This is a genomic window from Stenotrophomonas sp. WED208 (genome assembly GCF_040984485.1).
Taxonomy (GTDB): Bacteria; Pseudomonadota; Gammaproteobacteria; order Xanthomonadales; family Xanthomonadaceae; genus Stenotrophomonas; species Stenotrophomonas riyadhensis.
Genome location: NZ_JAZARB010000001.1, coordinates 1266766 through 1282029 on the forward strand (window position 1 = coordinate 1266766; position 15264 = coordinate 1282029).

The 15264-nt window shown below is 67.9% G+C and carries 14 protein-coding genes; 2 read left to right on the top strand and 12 right to left on the bottom strand.

The features are described from left to right. The first annotated feature begins 129 nt into the window (after positions 1-129). Positions 130-477 (top strand): RidA family protein, encoded by a 348-nt coding sequence (locus VPH47_RS05550; protein WP_005418155.1) that lies wholly within the window; start codon positions 130-132, stop codon positions 475-477. A gap of 51 nt (positions 478-528) precedes the next feature. On the opposite strand, the gene rnfB is transcribed toward VPH47_RS05550, so the two are convergent. The 9 genes from rnfB to VPH47_RS05595 form a co-directional block, all read right to left on the bottom strand. After that, positions 529-942: an Rnf electron transport complex subunit RnfB gene (gene rnfB, locus VPH47_RS05555; RefSeq protein WP_368850292.1), complete on the bottom strand. Its 414-nt coding sequence runs from the start codon at positions 940-942 to the stop codon at positions 529-531. 26 nt (positions 943-968) lie between these two features. Then, positions 969-1559: an HAD family hydrolase gene (locus VPH47_RS05560; RefSeq protein ID WP_075677000.1), complete on the bottom strand. Its 591-nt coding sequence runs from the start codon at positions 1557-1559 to the stop codon at positions 969-971. Positions 1560-1636: 77 nt separating this feature from the next. Then, positions 1637-3718: a methionine--tRNA ligase gene (gene metG / locus VPH47_RS05565; protein ID WP_368850293.1), complete on the bottom strand. Its 2082-nt coding sequence runs from the start codon at positions 3716-3718 to the stop codon at positions 1637-1639. A 102-nt stretch (positions 3719-3820) separates the two neighbouring features. After that, positions 3821-4264, bottom strand: a complete 444-nt coding sequence (locus VPH47_RS05570; RefSeq protein WP_100440467.1) for a DUF2147 domain-containing protein — start codon at positions 4262-4264, stop codon at positions 3821-3823. 375 nt (positions 4265-4639) lie between these two features. Then, positions 4640-5044, bottom strand: coding sequence for a VOC family protein (locus VPH47_RS05575; RefSeq protein ID WP_153855786.1), 405 nt, complete (start codon positions 5042-5044; stop codon positions 4640-4642). After that, on the bottom strand, positions 5041-6111 hold the full coding sequence (locus tag VPH47_RS05580; protein WP_368850294.1) for a serine hydrolase domain-containing protein: 1071 nt from the start codon (positions 6109-6111) through the stop codon (positions 5041-5043). The genes VPH47_RS05575 and VPH47_RS05580 overlap by 4 nt, the downstream gene beginning before the upstream one ends. Positions 6112-6127: 16 nt before the next feature. Next, positions 6128-8068 (bottom strand): DUF885 family protein, encoded by a 1941-nt coding sequence (locus VPH47_RS05585; protein WP_368850295.1) that lies wholly within the window; start codon positions 8066-8068, stop codon positions 6128-6130. Positions 8069-8163: 95 nt separating this feature from the next. Next, positions 8164-8949 (bottom strand): queuosine precursor transporter, encoded by a 786-nt coding sequence (locus VPH47_RS05590; RefSeq protein WP_110713077.1) that lies wholly within the window; start codon positions 8947-8949, stop codon positions 8164-8166. Next, positions 8946-9629 (bottom strand): DUF502 domain-containing protein, encoded by a 684-nt coding sequence (locus VPH47_RS05595; RefSeq protein WP_100440472.1) that lies wholly within the window; start codon positions 9627-9629, stop codon positions 8946-8948. Before VPH47_RS05595 ends, VPH47_RS05590 begins: the two co-directional genes overlap by 4 nt. A gap of 76 nt (positions 9630-9705) precedes the next feature. On the opposite strand from VPH47_RS05595, the gene VPH47_RS05600 reads away from it, so the two are divergent. Continuing rightward, on the top strand, positions 9706-11022 hold the full coding sequence (locus tag VPH47_RS05600; protein ID WP_368850296.1) for a hypothetical protein: 1317 nt from the start codon (positions 9706-9708) through the stop codon (positions 11020-11022). 7 nt (positions 11023-11029) lie between these two features. Here the strand turns inward: VPH47_RS05600 and VPH47_RS05605 are convergent, their stop codons facing one another. From VPH47_RS05605 to VPH47_RS05615, 3 genes are all read right to left on the bottom strand, one after another. Next, positions 11030-11482 carry a DUF4442 domain-containing protein gene (locus VPH47_RS05605; RefSeq protein WP_368850297.1) on the bottom strand — a complete coding sequence of 151 codons (453 nt, stop codon included), beginning with the start codon at positions 11480-11482 and terminating at the stop codon, positions 11030-11032. 423 nt (positions 11483-11905) lie between these two features. Beyond that, entirely contained in the window at positions 11906-13528 is a 1623-nt protein-coding gene (locus VPH47_RS05610; protein ID WP_110713072.1) for a CHASE2 domain-containing protein, read from the bottom strand. Further along, positions 13525-15225, bottom strand: coding sequence for a FecR domain-containing protein (locus VPH47_RS05615; protein WP_110713071.1), 1701 nt, complete (start codon positions 15223-15225; stop codon positions 13525-13527). Before VPH47_RS05615 ends, VPH47_RS05610 begins: the two co-directional genes overlap by 4 nt. Positions 15226-15264: the final 39 nt, after the last annotated feature.

Sequence of the window (15264 nt, forward strand, 5' to 3'; positions counted from 1 at the left end):
CTGTCGCCGCCATTTGACCAGCAGGCGTGTCGGAGCCCGGTAGTGATCCTGCGCGAAGGCTCCCCCTGCACCCATCGTTGACCGGATTGGAGGACAATGCAGGCCTGATCACCCGCAGGAGCCACGCCCATGATGGAGCGTTACGACGTCGGACCGCGCATGTCCGAAATGACCGTGTACAACAAGGTCGCCTACCTCTCCGGCCAGATTCCGGAAGACACCAGCCAGGACATTACCGGGCAGACCCGGCAGGTGCTGGCCGAGATCGACAAGCTGCTGGCGCTGGTCGCCAGTGATCGCCAGCATGTGCTGCGCGCCGAAGTGTTCCTGGCCGACATCGCCGACTTCGACGGCATGAACAAGGCATGGGACGAGTGGGTGGTCGAGGGCGCGACCCCGGCCCGCGCAACCTTCGAAGCCAAGCTGGCCCACGCCGAGTGGAAGGTCGAGATCGTGGTGACGGCAGCGGTGCCGTAACTGCGGGATGGGGTCAGATCCCTCTCCGGAGGAAAAGGGAACTGACCCCAGCTATGCCGGCACCAGCTCGATGCAATCCACCGGGCACGGTGGAATGCACAGCTCGCAACCGGTGCACAGATCGGCAATGACCGTGTGCATGTACTTGGCGCCGCCGACGATGGCATCCACCGGGCAGGCCTGGATGCACTTGGTGCAGCCGATGCAGTCGGCTTCCACGATCAGCGCCACCTGCGGCGCCTTGTGTTCGCCACGCGAACGATCAAACGGAATGGCGGGCACGCCCAGTACCTGCGCCAGTGCGCGCGCGCCAGCGTCGCCGCCCGGTGGGCAGCGGTCCACGCCCACCTCGCCGCGCGCCATCGCCTGCGCGTACGGGCGGCAGCCGTCGTAGCCGCATTGCCCGCATTGGGTCTGCGGCAGCAGGCGGTCCAGGCGTTCGGTCAGGGGCGGGATCAGGCTCATGCGTGGCGAAGGCTGCGCGTTGGGGGTTACTTCAGGGGTTTGCCACGGAACCAGCGCTCGTGGGCCAGCGCCAGCATCGGCTTGTCTTCGGAACTGTCACCGTAGGCATGGATGCGCACGTAGCGTGACAGATCGAACTGGCGACGGATGTGCTCGACCTTGCGCGGGCCGCAGTCGCCTCCGGCATAACGACCGGTCAGGCGGCCGTCCTGGCTTTCCAGGCGGTTGCAGATCAGCTGCAGGCCCAGCTGCTCGCACCACGGCCGCAGGTACAGGTCCAGCGAGCCGGACACGATCACCACGGTATGCTGCTGTTCCTTGTGCCAGCGGATCTGCTCCAGCATTTCCGGGCGCACAACCTCGGGCAGGAACTCACGCGAGAAGCCTGCCGCCAGCGTGGTGATGTCATCGCTGTGGCGGTCGCTGAAGGTCAGGCGGGTGACGCGTGCACGGATGCGTTCGGCCGAGATCAGTTTCAGCTTGTACGCGGCCAGCCACGGGCCGACCTTCCACCACGCCTGCGCCAGCTGTTCGGCCGTGGCCACGCGGCGCAGGAAACGGCCATAGGTATCGCAGGTGGTCACGGTGTGGTCGAAGTCGAACAGCGCCAGTTCCATTCCGTTGCTTCCCATCGCGTTGCCCCCGTGGCCGGTGCTGCCGGCGGGCGTGGCGGTGGCCACGCCCGCTGCAGGCATCAGCGGACCGGCATGCCCGGCTGTGCGCCGCTGTCGGCGTCCAGCAGCGCCAGCGCGCCGCCGTCGAAACCGGCCGACAGGATCATGCCTTCGCTCAGGCCGAAGCGCATCTTGCGCGGGGCCAGGTTGGCGATGAACACCACGCTGCGGCCGACCAGGGCTTCCGGCTCGCCGTAGCTGCCACGGATGCCGGAGAAGATCTGGCGCTTGCCCAGTTCGCCGGCGTCCAGTTCGAAGCGCAGCAGCTTGTCCGAACCTTCCACGAACTCGCACACCAGCACCTTGCCGATGCGCAGGTCGAGCTTGGCGAAATCGTCGATGCCGATGTAGGCCGGGGCGTCGGTGCTCTTGGCTTCTTCCTTGGCCGGTGCCGGTGCGGCCGGCTTGACCGCATCGGTCTTGGCGGCGGGGGCGGCAGCGGCGGCCGGCTGCAGGGTGTCCTTGGAGGCGTCGATCATGGCGTCAATCTTCTTCGGGTCGATACGGGTGAACAGCGGGGTGTAGTCAGTGATGCGGTGGCCCAGCAGCGGCTGCACCAGGTCGGTCCAGTCGTTTGCCGGCGCGGCCAGGAAGGCCTCGGCCTGCGCGGCGGTGGCCGGCAGCACAGGCTTCAGTGCGGTGACCAGCACGCGGAACAGGTTCAGGCCCTGGCTGCATACGGCCTGCAGCTGTGCGTCGGCACCTTCCTGCTTGGCGATGACCCACGGCTTGACGTCGTCGATGTAGCGGTTGGCTTCGTCAGCCAGGGTCATGGTCAGGCGGATCGCCGCGGCCGGGTCATTGCGCTCGTAGGCTTCACGGATCGGCGCCAGGCCATCGACGAAGCGCTGGTATTGCGCCGCATCGGGCAGCTGCGCGGCCAACAGGCCGTCGAAGCGCTTGCTGATGAAGCCGGCGCAGCGGCTGGCCAGGTTGACGAACTTGCCGACCAGATCGGCGTTGACGCGGGCGATGAAGTCACCCAGGTTCAGGTCGAGATCGTCGACGCCACCGCCGGACTTGGCGGCGTAGTAGTAGCGCAGCGCTTCCGGTTCCAGGCCGGCGTCGAGGAAGGTACGGGCCATCACGAAGGTGCCGCGCGACTTGCTCATCTTGGCGCCGTCCACGGTCAGGTAGCCGTTGACGTGCAGGCGGGTCGGCGCGCGGTGGCCGGTACCGTGCAGCACCGCCGGCCAGAACAGGCCGTGGAAGTTGACGATGTCCTTGCCGATGAAGTGGTGCAGCTCGGTGCTGGTGCCGGCACGCAGGTGCGCTTCGAAGTCCTCGCCGAGCTTGCCGCACAGGGTCTGGAAGCTGGACAGGTAGCCGATCGGCGCATCCAGCCAGACGTAGAAGTACTTGCCCGGCTGGCCGGGAATCTGGAAACCGAAGTACGGTGCATCGCGCGAGATGTCCCACGCGCGCAGGCCACCTTCGGCATTGAGCCATTCACCCAGCTTGGCCTTCACGCCCGGCAGGGCGACATCGCCGGCCAGCCATTCGCGCAGGAACGCATCGAAGTGGCCCACCTCGAAGAAGAAGTGCTCCGAATCGCGCATTTCCGGCGTGGCACCGGAGATGACCGAACGCGGCTCCTTCAGGTCGGTCGGCGCATAGGTGGCGCCGCAGACTTCGCAGTTGTCGCCATACTGGTCGGCGCTTCCGCAGTTCGGGCAGATGCCCTTGACGTAGCGATCGGGCAGGAACATGCCCTTGGCCGGGTCGTAGAACTGCGCGACCGAACGGCGGCTGATGTGGCCGGCCGCTTCCAGCTTCAGGTAGAACTGCTCGGTCAGTGCCTTGTTGGCGGCCGAGTTGGTCGAGTCGTAGTGGTCGAAGGCCACGCCGAAGGCGGCGAAGTCACGTTCGTGGCTGGCCTGGATGTTGGCAATGAAGGTTTCCGGGGTGACCCCGGCCTTTTCCGCGGCCAGCATGATCGGCGTGCCGTGGGTATCGTCGGCGCAGACGAACCAGGCCTTGCCGCCGCTCATTCGCCGCGCGCGCACCCAGATGTCGGCCTGGATGTAGCCGACCAGATGGCCCAGGTGCAGCGGGCCGTTGGCGTAGGGCAGGGCGGTGGTGACGAGGGCGGTACGGGTCATGGTCGCGGGGTGAAGCCGAGGGGAACCGCAGAGTATCGCATGCCCGCAACGACGTGACCCGGCCGGGGCCGGGTCACGAGGGTGAAGCGGGGGCCGGGGCGCTTACTCGCGCTGCCAGGTCTGCGCGCGGCAGATGAAGGCGATGCAGCCGGACACGTCCAGCTTGGTGCCACCCGGCTGCAGCTCCATCTTCGACTTGTAGGTCTTGCCGTTGGCCGGGTCGAGGATGGTGCCGCCGGACCACTTGTTGGCGCCATCGGCCTTCAGGTTCCAGAGGATGGTCATGCCCTTCACCGGCTTGTTCCTGTTGGCGCCTTCACAGCCGTCGCAGACCGGATTGGGGCCCTTGTCCGAGTGCAGGATGTCGACCACCTTGCCGGTCAGCGTGCCGTTGGCGGCCTCGGTGATCTCGACGATCGACTTCACCTTGCCGGTCTTGTCGTCGATGGTCTTCCAGCGGCCGGCGGCGCCGTCGGCGGCCTGGGCCGACAGGGCGGCCAGGCACAGCGGCAGTGCCAGCAGCAGGGTCTTGAAGGTGTTGCGCATGGTCCCCTCCCAGGGTTCATTCCGGCACGGTGCCGGTATGGGTCGACTGTATACCCATTCGGCGGGGTATGGGGAAGGGGGCTTTGCAGGGCTGCGCCCTGCACCTGCAGAGGCAACCACAACCGCAACGGCCGAAGCAACGGCATGCATTCCGTGGGATGGCGGGGTGGGTCCGGTTGCGGGGGACGCCGTAAACCCGTCCCTGGGGGCTTGGCCGCGGCATCCATGCCGCGGACACCCCCGCAACCGGACCCACCCCGCCTTCGACAGGTCTCCGCAATCTGTCGGAATGGCACGGCCTGCTCTTGGTGGGTGTCGACCTTGGTCGACACGTAGATCCATGCCATGCATGGATAAATCACGATTGAAAAACGCTCAACCGACCTCGTACAGCTCCAGCGGCAGGTCGTCGGGGTCGGCGAAGAAGGTGAAGCGGCGGCCGGTGTATTCGTCCACGCGGATCGGTTCGCAGGCCACGCCATGTGCGGCCAGGCGCTGGATGAACGGCTCCAGCGCGGCCACGCGGAACGCGAGGTGGCGCAGGCCCTGGGCTTCCGGGCGGCTGGGCCGGGGTGGCGGGGAGGGGAAGGAGAACAGTTCCAGCTGGCCGCCGTCGGGCAGGGCCAGGTCCAGCTTCCAGGAGTCGCGCGCGCTGCGGTGGTTCTCGGCCAGCACGCGCAGGCCGAGGATGCGCACGTAGAAGTCCTTCGAGCGCGCGTAGTCACTGCAGATCAGTGCGGCGTGGTGGATGCCCAGCAGGCCGTCGGAACCGGTGTTCATTGCAGGGTGTCCAGCCAGCGCTGGGCGATCTTCTGCGCCAGCGGATAGGGTTCGGGGTCGTTGCGGTTGGTCAGCACGATCACGGTCAGGTGCTTCTCCGGATGGCGCACGATCACGTTGCGGAAGCCGATGCTCTCGCCGCTGTGCCATTGCACCGGGCCATTCAGGCGCCAGCCGAAGCCGTAGTGCGGCACGTCCGGTTCGGGTGTTGCGGTGGCCGGGCTGAACATCGCGCGGCGCGAGGCCTTCGACAACAGGCGGTCGTCATACAACGCGACATCCCAGCGGGCCAGGTCGTCCAGCGAGGAATAGATGCCGCCATCACCGAGCACGGCGCTGGTGGTGCTCTGGTCGGTGCGCTGCCAGCGATCGTCGATCTGGCTGTAGCCATAGGCGCGTGCGGCGACCGTGTCCACGCCATCCTGGTGGGCCACGGTATGCGCCATGCCCAGTGGGCGGAAGATGCGCTGCTGCAGGAAGCTCGCGAAATCCTGGCCGGAGGCGCGGCCGATGATCAGTGCCAGCAATGCATATCCGCTGTTGCTGTAGCGATACTGCGTGCCAGGTGCGAAGTTCAGGCGGTCTTCGTGCGACAGCAGGGTCAGCACATCGGCGTCATGTACCTGGCGGGTGTCGTCAGGGGCCATCAGGTCTTCGTAGTCGAGCAGGCCGCTGGTATGTGACAGAAGCTGGCGCAGCGTGATGGCTGCGGCGGCGGGCGGCAACTCGGGCAGCCAGTGCCGGGCCGGCTGGTCGAGCCCAAGCCGGCCATCCTCCACCAGCAGCAGCACCGCCGCAGCGGTGAACTGCTTGCTGACCGAGGCCAGCCGGAAGTTGCTGGCCGCGGTGACCGTGGTGCCGTCCTCCACCACCGCCAGGCCGTAGCCGCGGCGGAATACCGGTTGCCCGTCGTGCAGTACCAGCACGGCGGCGCCGGGCACCTGGCCATCGTAGGCCTGCATCAGGCCGTCGATGCCCGCATCCGGTGGGGTCAGCACCGGAGCGGCGGAGGTGGCCAGCGGCAGCAGGCCCAGCACGACGGCGAACAGGGCGACGGCAGGACGCATGGCGGCTCCGGAAGGGTCAGGGTGACGGGGCGGGCGTAGCGCTGGCGGGCTGGGCCATCCAGCGTTCCATCTTGCGGTCCAGCACGTCCAGCGGCATCGAGCCGTCCTTCAGAAGTTCAGCGTGGAAGCGGCGCAGGTCGAAGGCGGCCCCCTGGCGTGCCCTGGCCTTGTCGCGCAGGGCGACGATGGTGGTCAGGCCGGCCACGTTGGACAGCGCTTGGCCGGGCTGGGCCATGATCCGCTCGACTTCGGCGTTGGCGTCATCGCTGCTCATGTCCACGGTCTTCTGCAGGTAGGCCACAGCCTGCTGCTTGCTCCAGCCCTGGGCGTTCACGCCGGTGTCGGCCACCACGCGGGCGGCGCGCAGCAGGCGCGAGTACAGGTAGCCGATGCGGTCGTAGGGATCGGTGTAGACGCCCAGGTCCTCGCCCAGCGTTTCCGCGTACAGGCCCCAGCCTTCGACGAAGGCGAGGTCGCCACCGAGGCGACGGAAGCGCGGCAGCTTGGCCAGTTCCTGCTGCAGGCCCAGTTGCACGTGGTGGCCAGGGATCGCTTCATGCAGGTACTGCACCGGCACGTTCCAGCGCTTGCGGCTGGGCAGGTCGCGGGTGTTCACGTACAGCACGCCCGGTTGCCCGGCCGGTGACGGCTGATAGGCCGCGGCGGCGGCGGTCAACGCACGCTCCGGTTCCACCGCGCGCACTTCGAGGGTGGACTTGGGCAGGGTGTCCAGTACCTGCGGCAGGCGCGCATTGACCTGCTGCTGCACCTGGCGGTAACGGTTGATCAGCGCATTGGCGTCGCCGTACTGGAACTGGCGGTCATTGCGCATGCTGCGCAGCAGCTTGGATGGCGTACCACGCAGCTTGGCATCCTTCATCACCGTGGCGATCTGGGCCTGCAGTTCCTGCACGCGCTGTTCGCCCAGCGCGTGCAGCTGCGCAGCGGTCTGGTCGCTGGCGGTGGTCTGCACGATCAGGTTGGCGTACCAGGCCTGGCCATCGGGCAGCGCGCCGAGGCCACTGCTGGCACGCGTGGCGGGCAGGTATTCGGTGGCGATGAAGCCGCGCAGGGCGCGGTAGGCCGGCATGATGCGCAGTTCGATCATGCGCTTGTACTCGGCGCTGATGCGCGCCTTGTCCTCGGCCGGGATGGTGTTCGGCATGGTGCGGATCGGCGACCAGAAGATGCTCTCTTCGGCGGTCGGCTTGATCACCGCATCCAGCTGCGGCAGCACTTTTTCCATCAGGTCGCGCGGCTGTACCACACCGGCCTTCATGCCCTGGCGCATGTTGTCGATGGCCTGGTCGAACAGCTCGGGAATGCCGAGCGAACGGCGCGACCAGGTGTCGTAGTCCTGCACGGTGTTGAACGGCTGCGCGCCGGCACCGGCACCGAGGATCGCCATGATGCTGCCGATGTTGTAGTACTGGCTGATCGGCATCATCCAGCTCGGGTAGCGCTCGGCGGCCAGCGAAGCGCGCGCGTCGCGCACGAAGATCTCGTAGCTGAGCAGGTCCTGGCCCTGCAGGCCGTCGCTGCCGAGTTTCTCGACCTTGCCCAGCCACTCGGTGGTGAAGTCGTGCGACTGCTGGCGCCAGGCGGCGGACAGGATGTTGGGCAGCTGGTCGTTGTAGCGGGGCTCGCCCTGGAAGGTCGCCTGCAGCGGATTCAGCCGCATCGAGGCATCCCAGTATTCGTCATACAGGCGCTCCAGCTGCACCTGCTTGGGTACGGCACGGGCCGGTGCGACCGGGCGTGGCGCGGCGCGGCGCGCCGAACTGCCACGGGCCGGCGCGGTGGCGCGGGCGGGCCTGGCCTTGGGCTTGGCGGCCTGGCGGGTCTGCGCAGCGGCAGGGCGGCTGGCCTTCTTCTTCGCTGCTTCGGCCGACGGCACGGCACTGAACAGGAACAACGCGGCAATGGCGGCGGCCAGGACGCGGGGGGAATACGGCATCAAGAAGCTTCCGTGGAACACAGACCGTGGAGCTTGCACGATCCGCGCGCGTACGGCCAGCGTGAAGGCGCAGTCAGCTTGGTGGCGCTGGGGCTTCAGTCAGCCGCCGCGGCGGCGCGCAACGCCGCCGCGCGATCGGCGCCCAGATAGCGGGTGATAGCCCGCCGCATCAGGTACAGCAACGGAATCAGGGCAATCGCAAAGCCCATCTTGTACACGTAGTTGACGCTGGCGACGGCAAGGAACAGCGAGGTCGGCCAGTGCTGCGGGCCGAGCACGAAGGCGATCCAGATCACCACGAAGCTGTCCACGACCTGCGATATCGCGGTCGAGCCGGTCGCGCGCAGCCACACGTGGCGTTCGCCGGTGGCCTGGCGGATGCGATGGAACACCGCCACGTCGATCAACTGGCCGAGCAGGAAGGCCACCAGCGAACCGGCAATGGTCCACATGCCCTGGCCGAACACCGCCGCGAACGCGGCCTGGTAGTCGGGCACGCCGTGGCCGTCCATCGAGGTGACCCACCAGCTGGCCGGCGCCAGCGAGATGGCGGCGAAGGCGAACAGGAAGCCGTAGCCGATCAGCACCACCGCCAGCCACGAGATGAAGCGCACGCCGCGCTTGCCGAAGAACTCGTTGATGGTGTCGGTCATGATGAACACCACCGGCCACAACAGGGTGCCGGCGGTGAAGCTGAGCGAGCCGGTCTGGCCGAACAGGTTCCAGTTCAGCGGATCGATGCCGAGGGTGTCTTCCAGCGCGAAGATCTTCACCCCGATCAGCTCGGCCAGCACCGCGTTGCCGCAGAAAAATGCGGCCAGCACGATGAACAGCAGGACCGCGCGGTCCTGCAGCGGGCGCTCGACCGGCGCCGCGGTCATTCGCTGCGTTCGCCTGCGCGCGTGAACGGAACGCTGGACGGTGCGACGGCACCACCGGAAATGATGAAGCTCATGGCCTGGTCGACGGTCCAGTCGGTCGGGGTCAGCAGCTCCACCGGCACGATTTCCAGGTAACCCGAGGTCGGGTTCGGCGTGGTCGGCACGTACACCGCCGCCAGCTCACGGTCGGTGCCGTGTTCCTTGATGACGCGGGTGACCAGGCCGACCGACTTCATGTCGCGGTGCGGAAAGTCGATCAGCACCACGCGCTGGGTACTGCCCGGTTCGGTCTGCAGCATGTCCAGCAGCTTCTTGGCGCTGTCGTAGATGATGCTGGCCAGGGGAATGCGCTTGATGATCGCGCCGACCCAGCGCAGCAGGCGCTGGCCGAGCACGCGGCGGCTGGCCACGCCCACCGCCAGGATCACCAGCAGGGTGGCCAGCAGGGCGATGGTGTCCTGGATCCACTCGGCACGAACCCAGCCGAGGTAATGCGGGAAGCTTGTCGCGATCTGCTCGGAAAGTGGTACCACCAAGGGGCTGGAAATGCCCGACAGCAGCACGAACACGAACTTGACCACGACCCAGGTCAGCCAGATCGGCAGCAGGGTCAGCAGGCCGGTCAGGAACAGGCGCTGCAGGGAGGGGCGGGGGACCAGGGCGGGGGCTTCGAGCGACATGTGCGCATTGTAGCGGCCACCGCCGGTCGATTACGCTGGGGAATCGACTGCGGCAACGACACATGGAAGGGAAGCTGTGTTGAAGATTCTGCGCGGACTGGGCTGGACCCTGGCGGGCCTGCTGGTGCTGGCCATCGTGGTGTGGTGCGCATCGCGCATGTGGCCGGTGCCTGAATCACGCCTGCAGGCGCAGCAACGGCTGGAGGCACGCCTGCCGGCGGCCGGGCGCAATGGTTATGCGCTACTGTGGACGTTGCCGTTCGACGATCTGGATGCCCGCCAGCGCGAGCAGGCGTTGGCCGAGGACGTGCGCCGTTGGGAGGCCGACCTGCAGGGCAGCAGCGGCGGCCAGACACACCTGGCGGCCAACCATGCCGAGCTGCGCTCGCGGCCCGGTGCCAGTTGCGGGCCGGCCGCCACCGGCTGCCTCGCCCAGGTCCGCGCGAACCCGCAACGCTTCGTGGACGCCCACGCCGGCCACCAGCAGTTGCATGCGCGGCTGGATCAGCTGGCCGAAGCGGACTACTTCATGTCGCCGTTCCAGCCGAAGGGCGAGGGCATTCTGGTCCCGTTACCGACCTATGGCCTGGTGGTGGACGCCACCAGCGCGCACGCGCTGGACTACGTGCAGGGCGATATCGACGGCGCACTGCGCGGCAGCTGCCGTGGACTGCTGCTGGGAAGGCGGCTGGTGCCCGGTAGCAGCTATCTGATCGAGAGCATCATCGGCGCCAGCCTGGTCCAGGCCAATGCCCAGCTGCTGGCCGACATGCTGGTCGAACTACCCGCCGGCCACCCGCTGCCAACGGAATGCGAACAGGCGCTGCAGCCGATGCGGGCCGACGAGCAGAGCCTGTGCCGGGCAATGCAGGGCGAGTATGCGATGAACCGCGCGGCGATCGAGACATCGGCGCGGGAGTTCGGCGGCGTGCTGGTGCTGGATCGCAGCAGCACCCTGGCCCGCGCGGCCGGCAATCTCGGCTGGGCCTGTGGCGTGGCAGCCACAGCGGCGCTGGAAGCGGATCGCCCGTTGCCAGTGCCGGCGCCACCGCAGCATGACTTCGGTTGCCTGTCGAACGTCATGGGCTGCGTGCTGACCGATATGGCCGCGCCGATCTATCCTGCCTATTCGTCACGGCCACAGGATGCTGCGGCGATGGTGCGGCTGCTGGGGGCGCAGCGTTGGCTGCGGCAGCAGACGGATGATCCGGTGGACGCACTGCAGCGGCTGCCGGTGCAGTTCCGCTCGCCGGTGCGGGCGCCGCAACTGTCGGCCGATGGCCGCCACCTGCAGGTGCCGCGTCGCTCTCCAGCGCGCAGCGCTGATGAGAACCCGTGGCTGTCGGTGCCGTTGCAGAAGGAATCGGCTTCGACTGCGGCGGGACGCGACTGAAGCGCGCTCAGCGTGCGTGTGGCTTCAACCGCAGGTAGACCTGCTTGCGCACCTGGGCGACCACTTCGCCGTTTTCATCGACGACATCATTGCTGAACCATCTCAGCACTTTGTCACCAGCGGCGGCTTCGGCGCGCAGTTCGTCCAGCAGTGCGTCGTCGATGCGGAACGAGGTACGCACGGTACCGCGGCCGGGCTTGAGGAAATCGATGGCACCGGCGCGGTCCCACACGTAGTAGTCACGGCCAAGGATATGCAGCAGGCCGAGCATCCAGAACGGATCGGTCATCGCGAACAGGCTGCCGCCGAAGTGGGTACCGACATAGTTCCGGTTCCAGGGCCGCAATCGCAGTTCGACATCGATCTGCCGGTAGTCGGGAGTGATGCGGGTGACGTGGATGCCGGTGAACAGGAACGGCGGCCAGAGGTTGATGCCGAAGCGGAACAGGCGGGCGTTCATGCGGGTCCGAGGCGCAGGGCGAGGTGTCCAGTCTAACCATTCGCATGCGTATGTTGCACCCCGGGCGAGCGTCCGCACGATTCGGGCGTGGTCCGGCGAATTGTAGAGTCGAGCTTGGGGTCATGCAGCTGCGTCAAGGAACCCTGGGGCGATGCATGCAGTCACTGAAGTCCAGAGTGGCCATTGCAGTCACTGCGCACTCCGATGAAGGACGGCCGGTGTGGCAGCGGGGCTACTACGATCATCTGATCCGGAATGAGGAGGATGTTCGGCAACAGTCACTGTATGTACTGGCCAACCCCGTGCGCGCGGGCCTGACATCCCGGCTGGGAGACTATCCGCTTGCGTGGTGTCGCTGGCCGCTGGAATGAGGCGGAGGCAGTCGAGCAAGCTCGACTCTACAGGGGGTGTGCATGTCCTGCCTCATGGGCCGTCGATGACATACCCGTCGCGCCCATTGGCCTTGGCCTGGTACAACGCGGTGTCGGCGCCTTCGACGAAATGGTGTGGTTGCAGATCGCCGTCAGGCACGCGGGTGAACACGCCGATGGTGAGGGTGACGGCACCGTCGCTGGCATCGCCGGGCGCCGGCAGCGCCCGCACGCATGCGATCAGGTCCTCGATCACCAGGCGCGCCCCCTCGGCTGGCGTATCCGGCAGCACCAGTGCGAATTCGTCACCGCCGTAACGTGCGGCCATGTCACGCGGGCGCCGCGCATGCGCGCCGATCAGGCGGGCGACATCGCGCAGCACGCGGTCGCCCACCTGGTGGCCATGGCGGTCGTTGTGGCGCTTGAAATGGTCGACGTCGATCAGCGCCAGGCTCAACGGCTTGCCACTGCGCCGGGCGGCATCGCATTCCTGCTGCAGCGACTGCTCGAAGCGCAGGCGGTTGCCAAGACCGGTCAGCGCGTCGCGGTTGGCCTGGCGATGCCAGGCCGAGATCCGCCAGATCGCCCAGGCCAGCAACACCAGCAGAACGCCCAGCATGGCGGTGGCCGGCGCCCACCACAGGTCGCTTGCGCGCAGCAGCACCCAGCTCAGCAACGGCGCCGCCGGCAGTGATGCCAGCGCGGCCAGCCACGGCAGGCGCAGGCCGAGCAGGAGCACGCACAGCGCAACCACCACACCACTGATGGCGTGCTGCCAGAGGCGCGGCAGCAGGTCGATCTGCTTGTGCTGCAGCAGCATCGAGGCGATGTTGGCCTGGTACTCGCTGCCACTCATCCAGAACTCGCGGGTGGTTGGCGTCAACAGCCGCGGTGCGATGCCACTGGCGGTCATGCCGACGACGATGCGACGGCCGTGCAACATCGCCATGTCCACATGGCCATCGAGCACGTCCACGTAGGAAACCTGCGGCAGCCGCTCGGGCGGACCGGCGTAGCGCACCCGCACGTAGTCGTCGCGTCGCCATTGATAGGGTGAGCTCACCCCCGGATCGGGGTCGGGCAGGCCGCGCACAGCGCCCGCGGGGAGGCCCGCAAGGGCCAATCCGAGCGCCGGCCAATGGGCCATGCCGATGCCAGCGTGCAGGTAGACGCCGCGGGCGACGCCATCGCCGTCCACCTCAACATCGGTGTGGCCGATGGCGGCGGCACTGGCCGCAATCTGCGGTACCGGCAGCATTTCCTCGGCCATGCGATCACCGGCCGCGGGCGCGGCCAGCACCGGCAGCACCACCCGGCCATTGCGGCGGATGGCCGCAGCCAGCGCCTCGTCCTGGCGGCTGTCGCGGCGGTCCGGCTCGGACAACATCAGGTCCAGCGCGACGCGCTCGGCGCCGGCATCGGTCAGGCGATCCAGCAGGCGTGCGTGGATCGAGCGCGGCCACGGCCACTGGCCGATGCGCTGCAGGCTGCCTTCGTCGATCGCCACGATCAGCACGCTTGGATCGGGACGATAGTCCCAGTTGCCGACCATGGCATCGTAGGCGGCTTCATCCTGCCGCCACAGCCACTGGCCCTGGCTGGCGATCACGGTCAGCACGCCGGCCAGCAGCGCCAGCAGGATCCGCTTCGACCACGGCAGTGGCGAGCGCCTCATAACAACAGCCACAGCAGCAGGGCGCCGCCGCCGGCGCCGTAGCACAGGCGGCAGGGCAGCTTGATCTGCTGCGCAGGAGAGTACTCGCCTGCATGACCGTCATCGTCGATGTACTGCACGCGCACGTGCAGGGTGCCGCTCCAGGGCCGCTTGAAGCTGACCTGCGGCTCGACCACTGTCTCATCGACCAGCGGCGCCTTGAAGTCTCCGCGGCGATCGACCTGCACCCGATAGCGCTGGCCTTCGCTGCCCGCCTGCCAGCGCAGCGTCAGCTCGCCATGCGCGGCTTCCGGCGGCTGCAGCGCCGGATCAACCGGTTCATTGCTCAGCTGCAGCGGCAGCGCCTGGCCGTAGCGGCCCTGGTGGCCGTTGCCATCGCGCGAGGCCACGCGCCAGAAGTACTGGCCCGGCGGCAGTGGCTGCGCCAGGCGCAGGTCGGTGCCAGGGGTCGTCTGTTCCTGCAGCGGTTGCACGAAGCTCGGCTCGGCGGCGATCTGCAGTACGCTGCTGCGCGCGCCGGGGGCCTGGCTCCAACGGAAGCGCGGTCGGTCGCTGTTGATCGTCTGCCCATGCAGCGGGGCCACCGTCAGTGGCGGCGGCGGCTGGTCGCTGAGTTCGAAATCGGCGCTGGCATCCAGGCCTTCCACACCCTGTGCGTCGACAGCACGCAGCAGGATACGCAGCTGGCCGGGCGGCAGGTCGCCGATGGCCAGGTGGGTGTCAGCGGTGGTCGCGGCAAAGAGCAGAATTTCCGGTGTTGCGGCTTGTACCACTTCCACGCGGTAGTGTGCGGCGCCGGGAACCGCCTCCCAGGCCAGCAGGGTCGGCAGCGGCGCCAGCCGAAGTTGGTCGTTGCGCAGCGTCGGAGCGGGCAGCAGGGGAGAGACCGCAGCGGGGGCTGCGTCAGCGCTGCCGCTGCGGGTGGCCTGTCCTGGCCGGACCAGGCGCTGGCCGTGGGTGTTGCCGACCTGCACCTTGCCCTGCAGGACCTCGGTGGCCGCGACCTGGCCGGTGTCGCCGGCACTGACCCGGAACACGGTGCCGCGCACGCTGCTGGTGGCGGTGGGGGCATCGATGATGTAGCGCGATGCCGGACCGCGGGCCGGCGTCACCCGGTTGCTGGCGCGTCCCTGCTGCAGGCGCAGGCGGGTGTCGACCATGCCGGTATGGCCATAGCGGCTGAGTTGGTCCAGGCGCAGGCGCGAGTGCTCGCGCAACTGCAGGCGCGAGGCATCGGCGAATTCAAGCGTGATGCTGGAGTCGCCTTCGGTCTGCACGGTATCGCCGATACGCAGCTGCTCGCCGGCCAGGACCGCGCGCGTGGCGCTGCCGTCGGCGCCAGACAGCTCGACCTTGCCACGCACGGACAGTACGCGGGCGGGCGCCGGTTCGATGCGCAGCCAGCTGATGGGGAAGCGCAGCAGCTGGCCGGGGGGCAGCTGGTAGGGATTGTCGATGCGGTTGTGCTGTTGCAGTTGCTGCCAAGGCACCGAAGGCTTGAGGTACAGGCCACCCAGGTCCCACAGGGTATCGCCGGGACGGACCCGGTAGTTCCAGTCCTGGGCACCGGCCAGACCCGGCAGCAGGAGGAGGGCGCAGAGCAAGGCACCCTGGAAGCGCATGGCGAACAACAGCGAGCGGACGAAGGTCACAGTTTGCAATCCCGGCAATGCGGGGGCGCAGCTGCAAGACCCCATGGCCCCGACCTCATCCCCCCGAACGGATCGTGGCGGCCG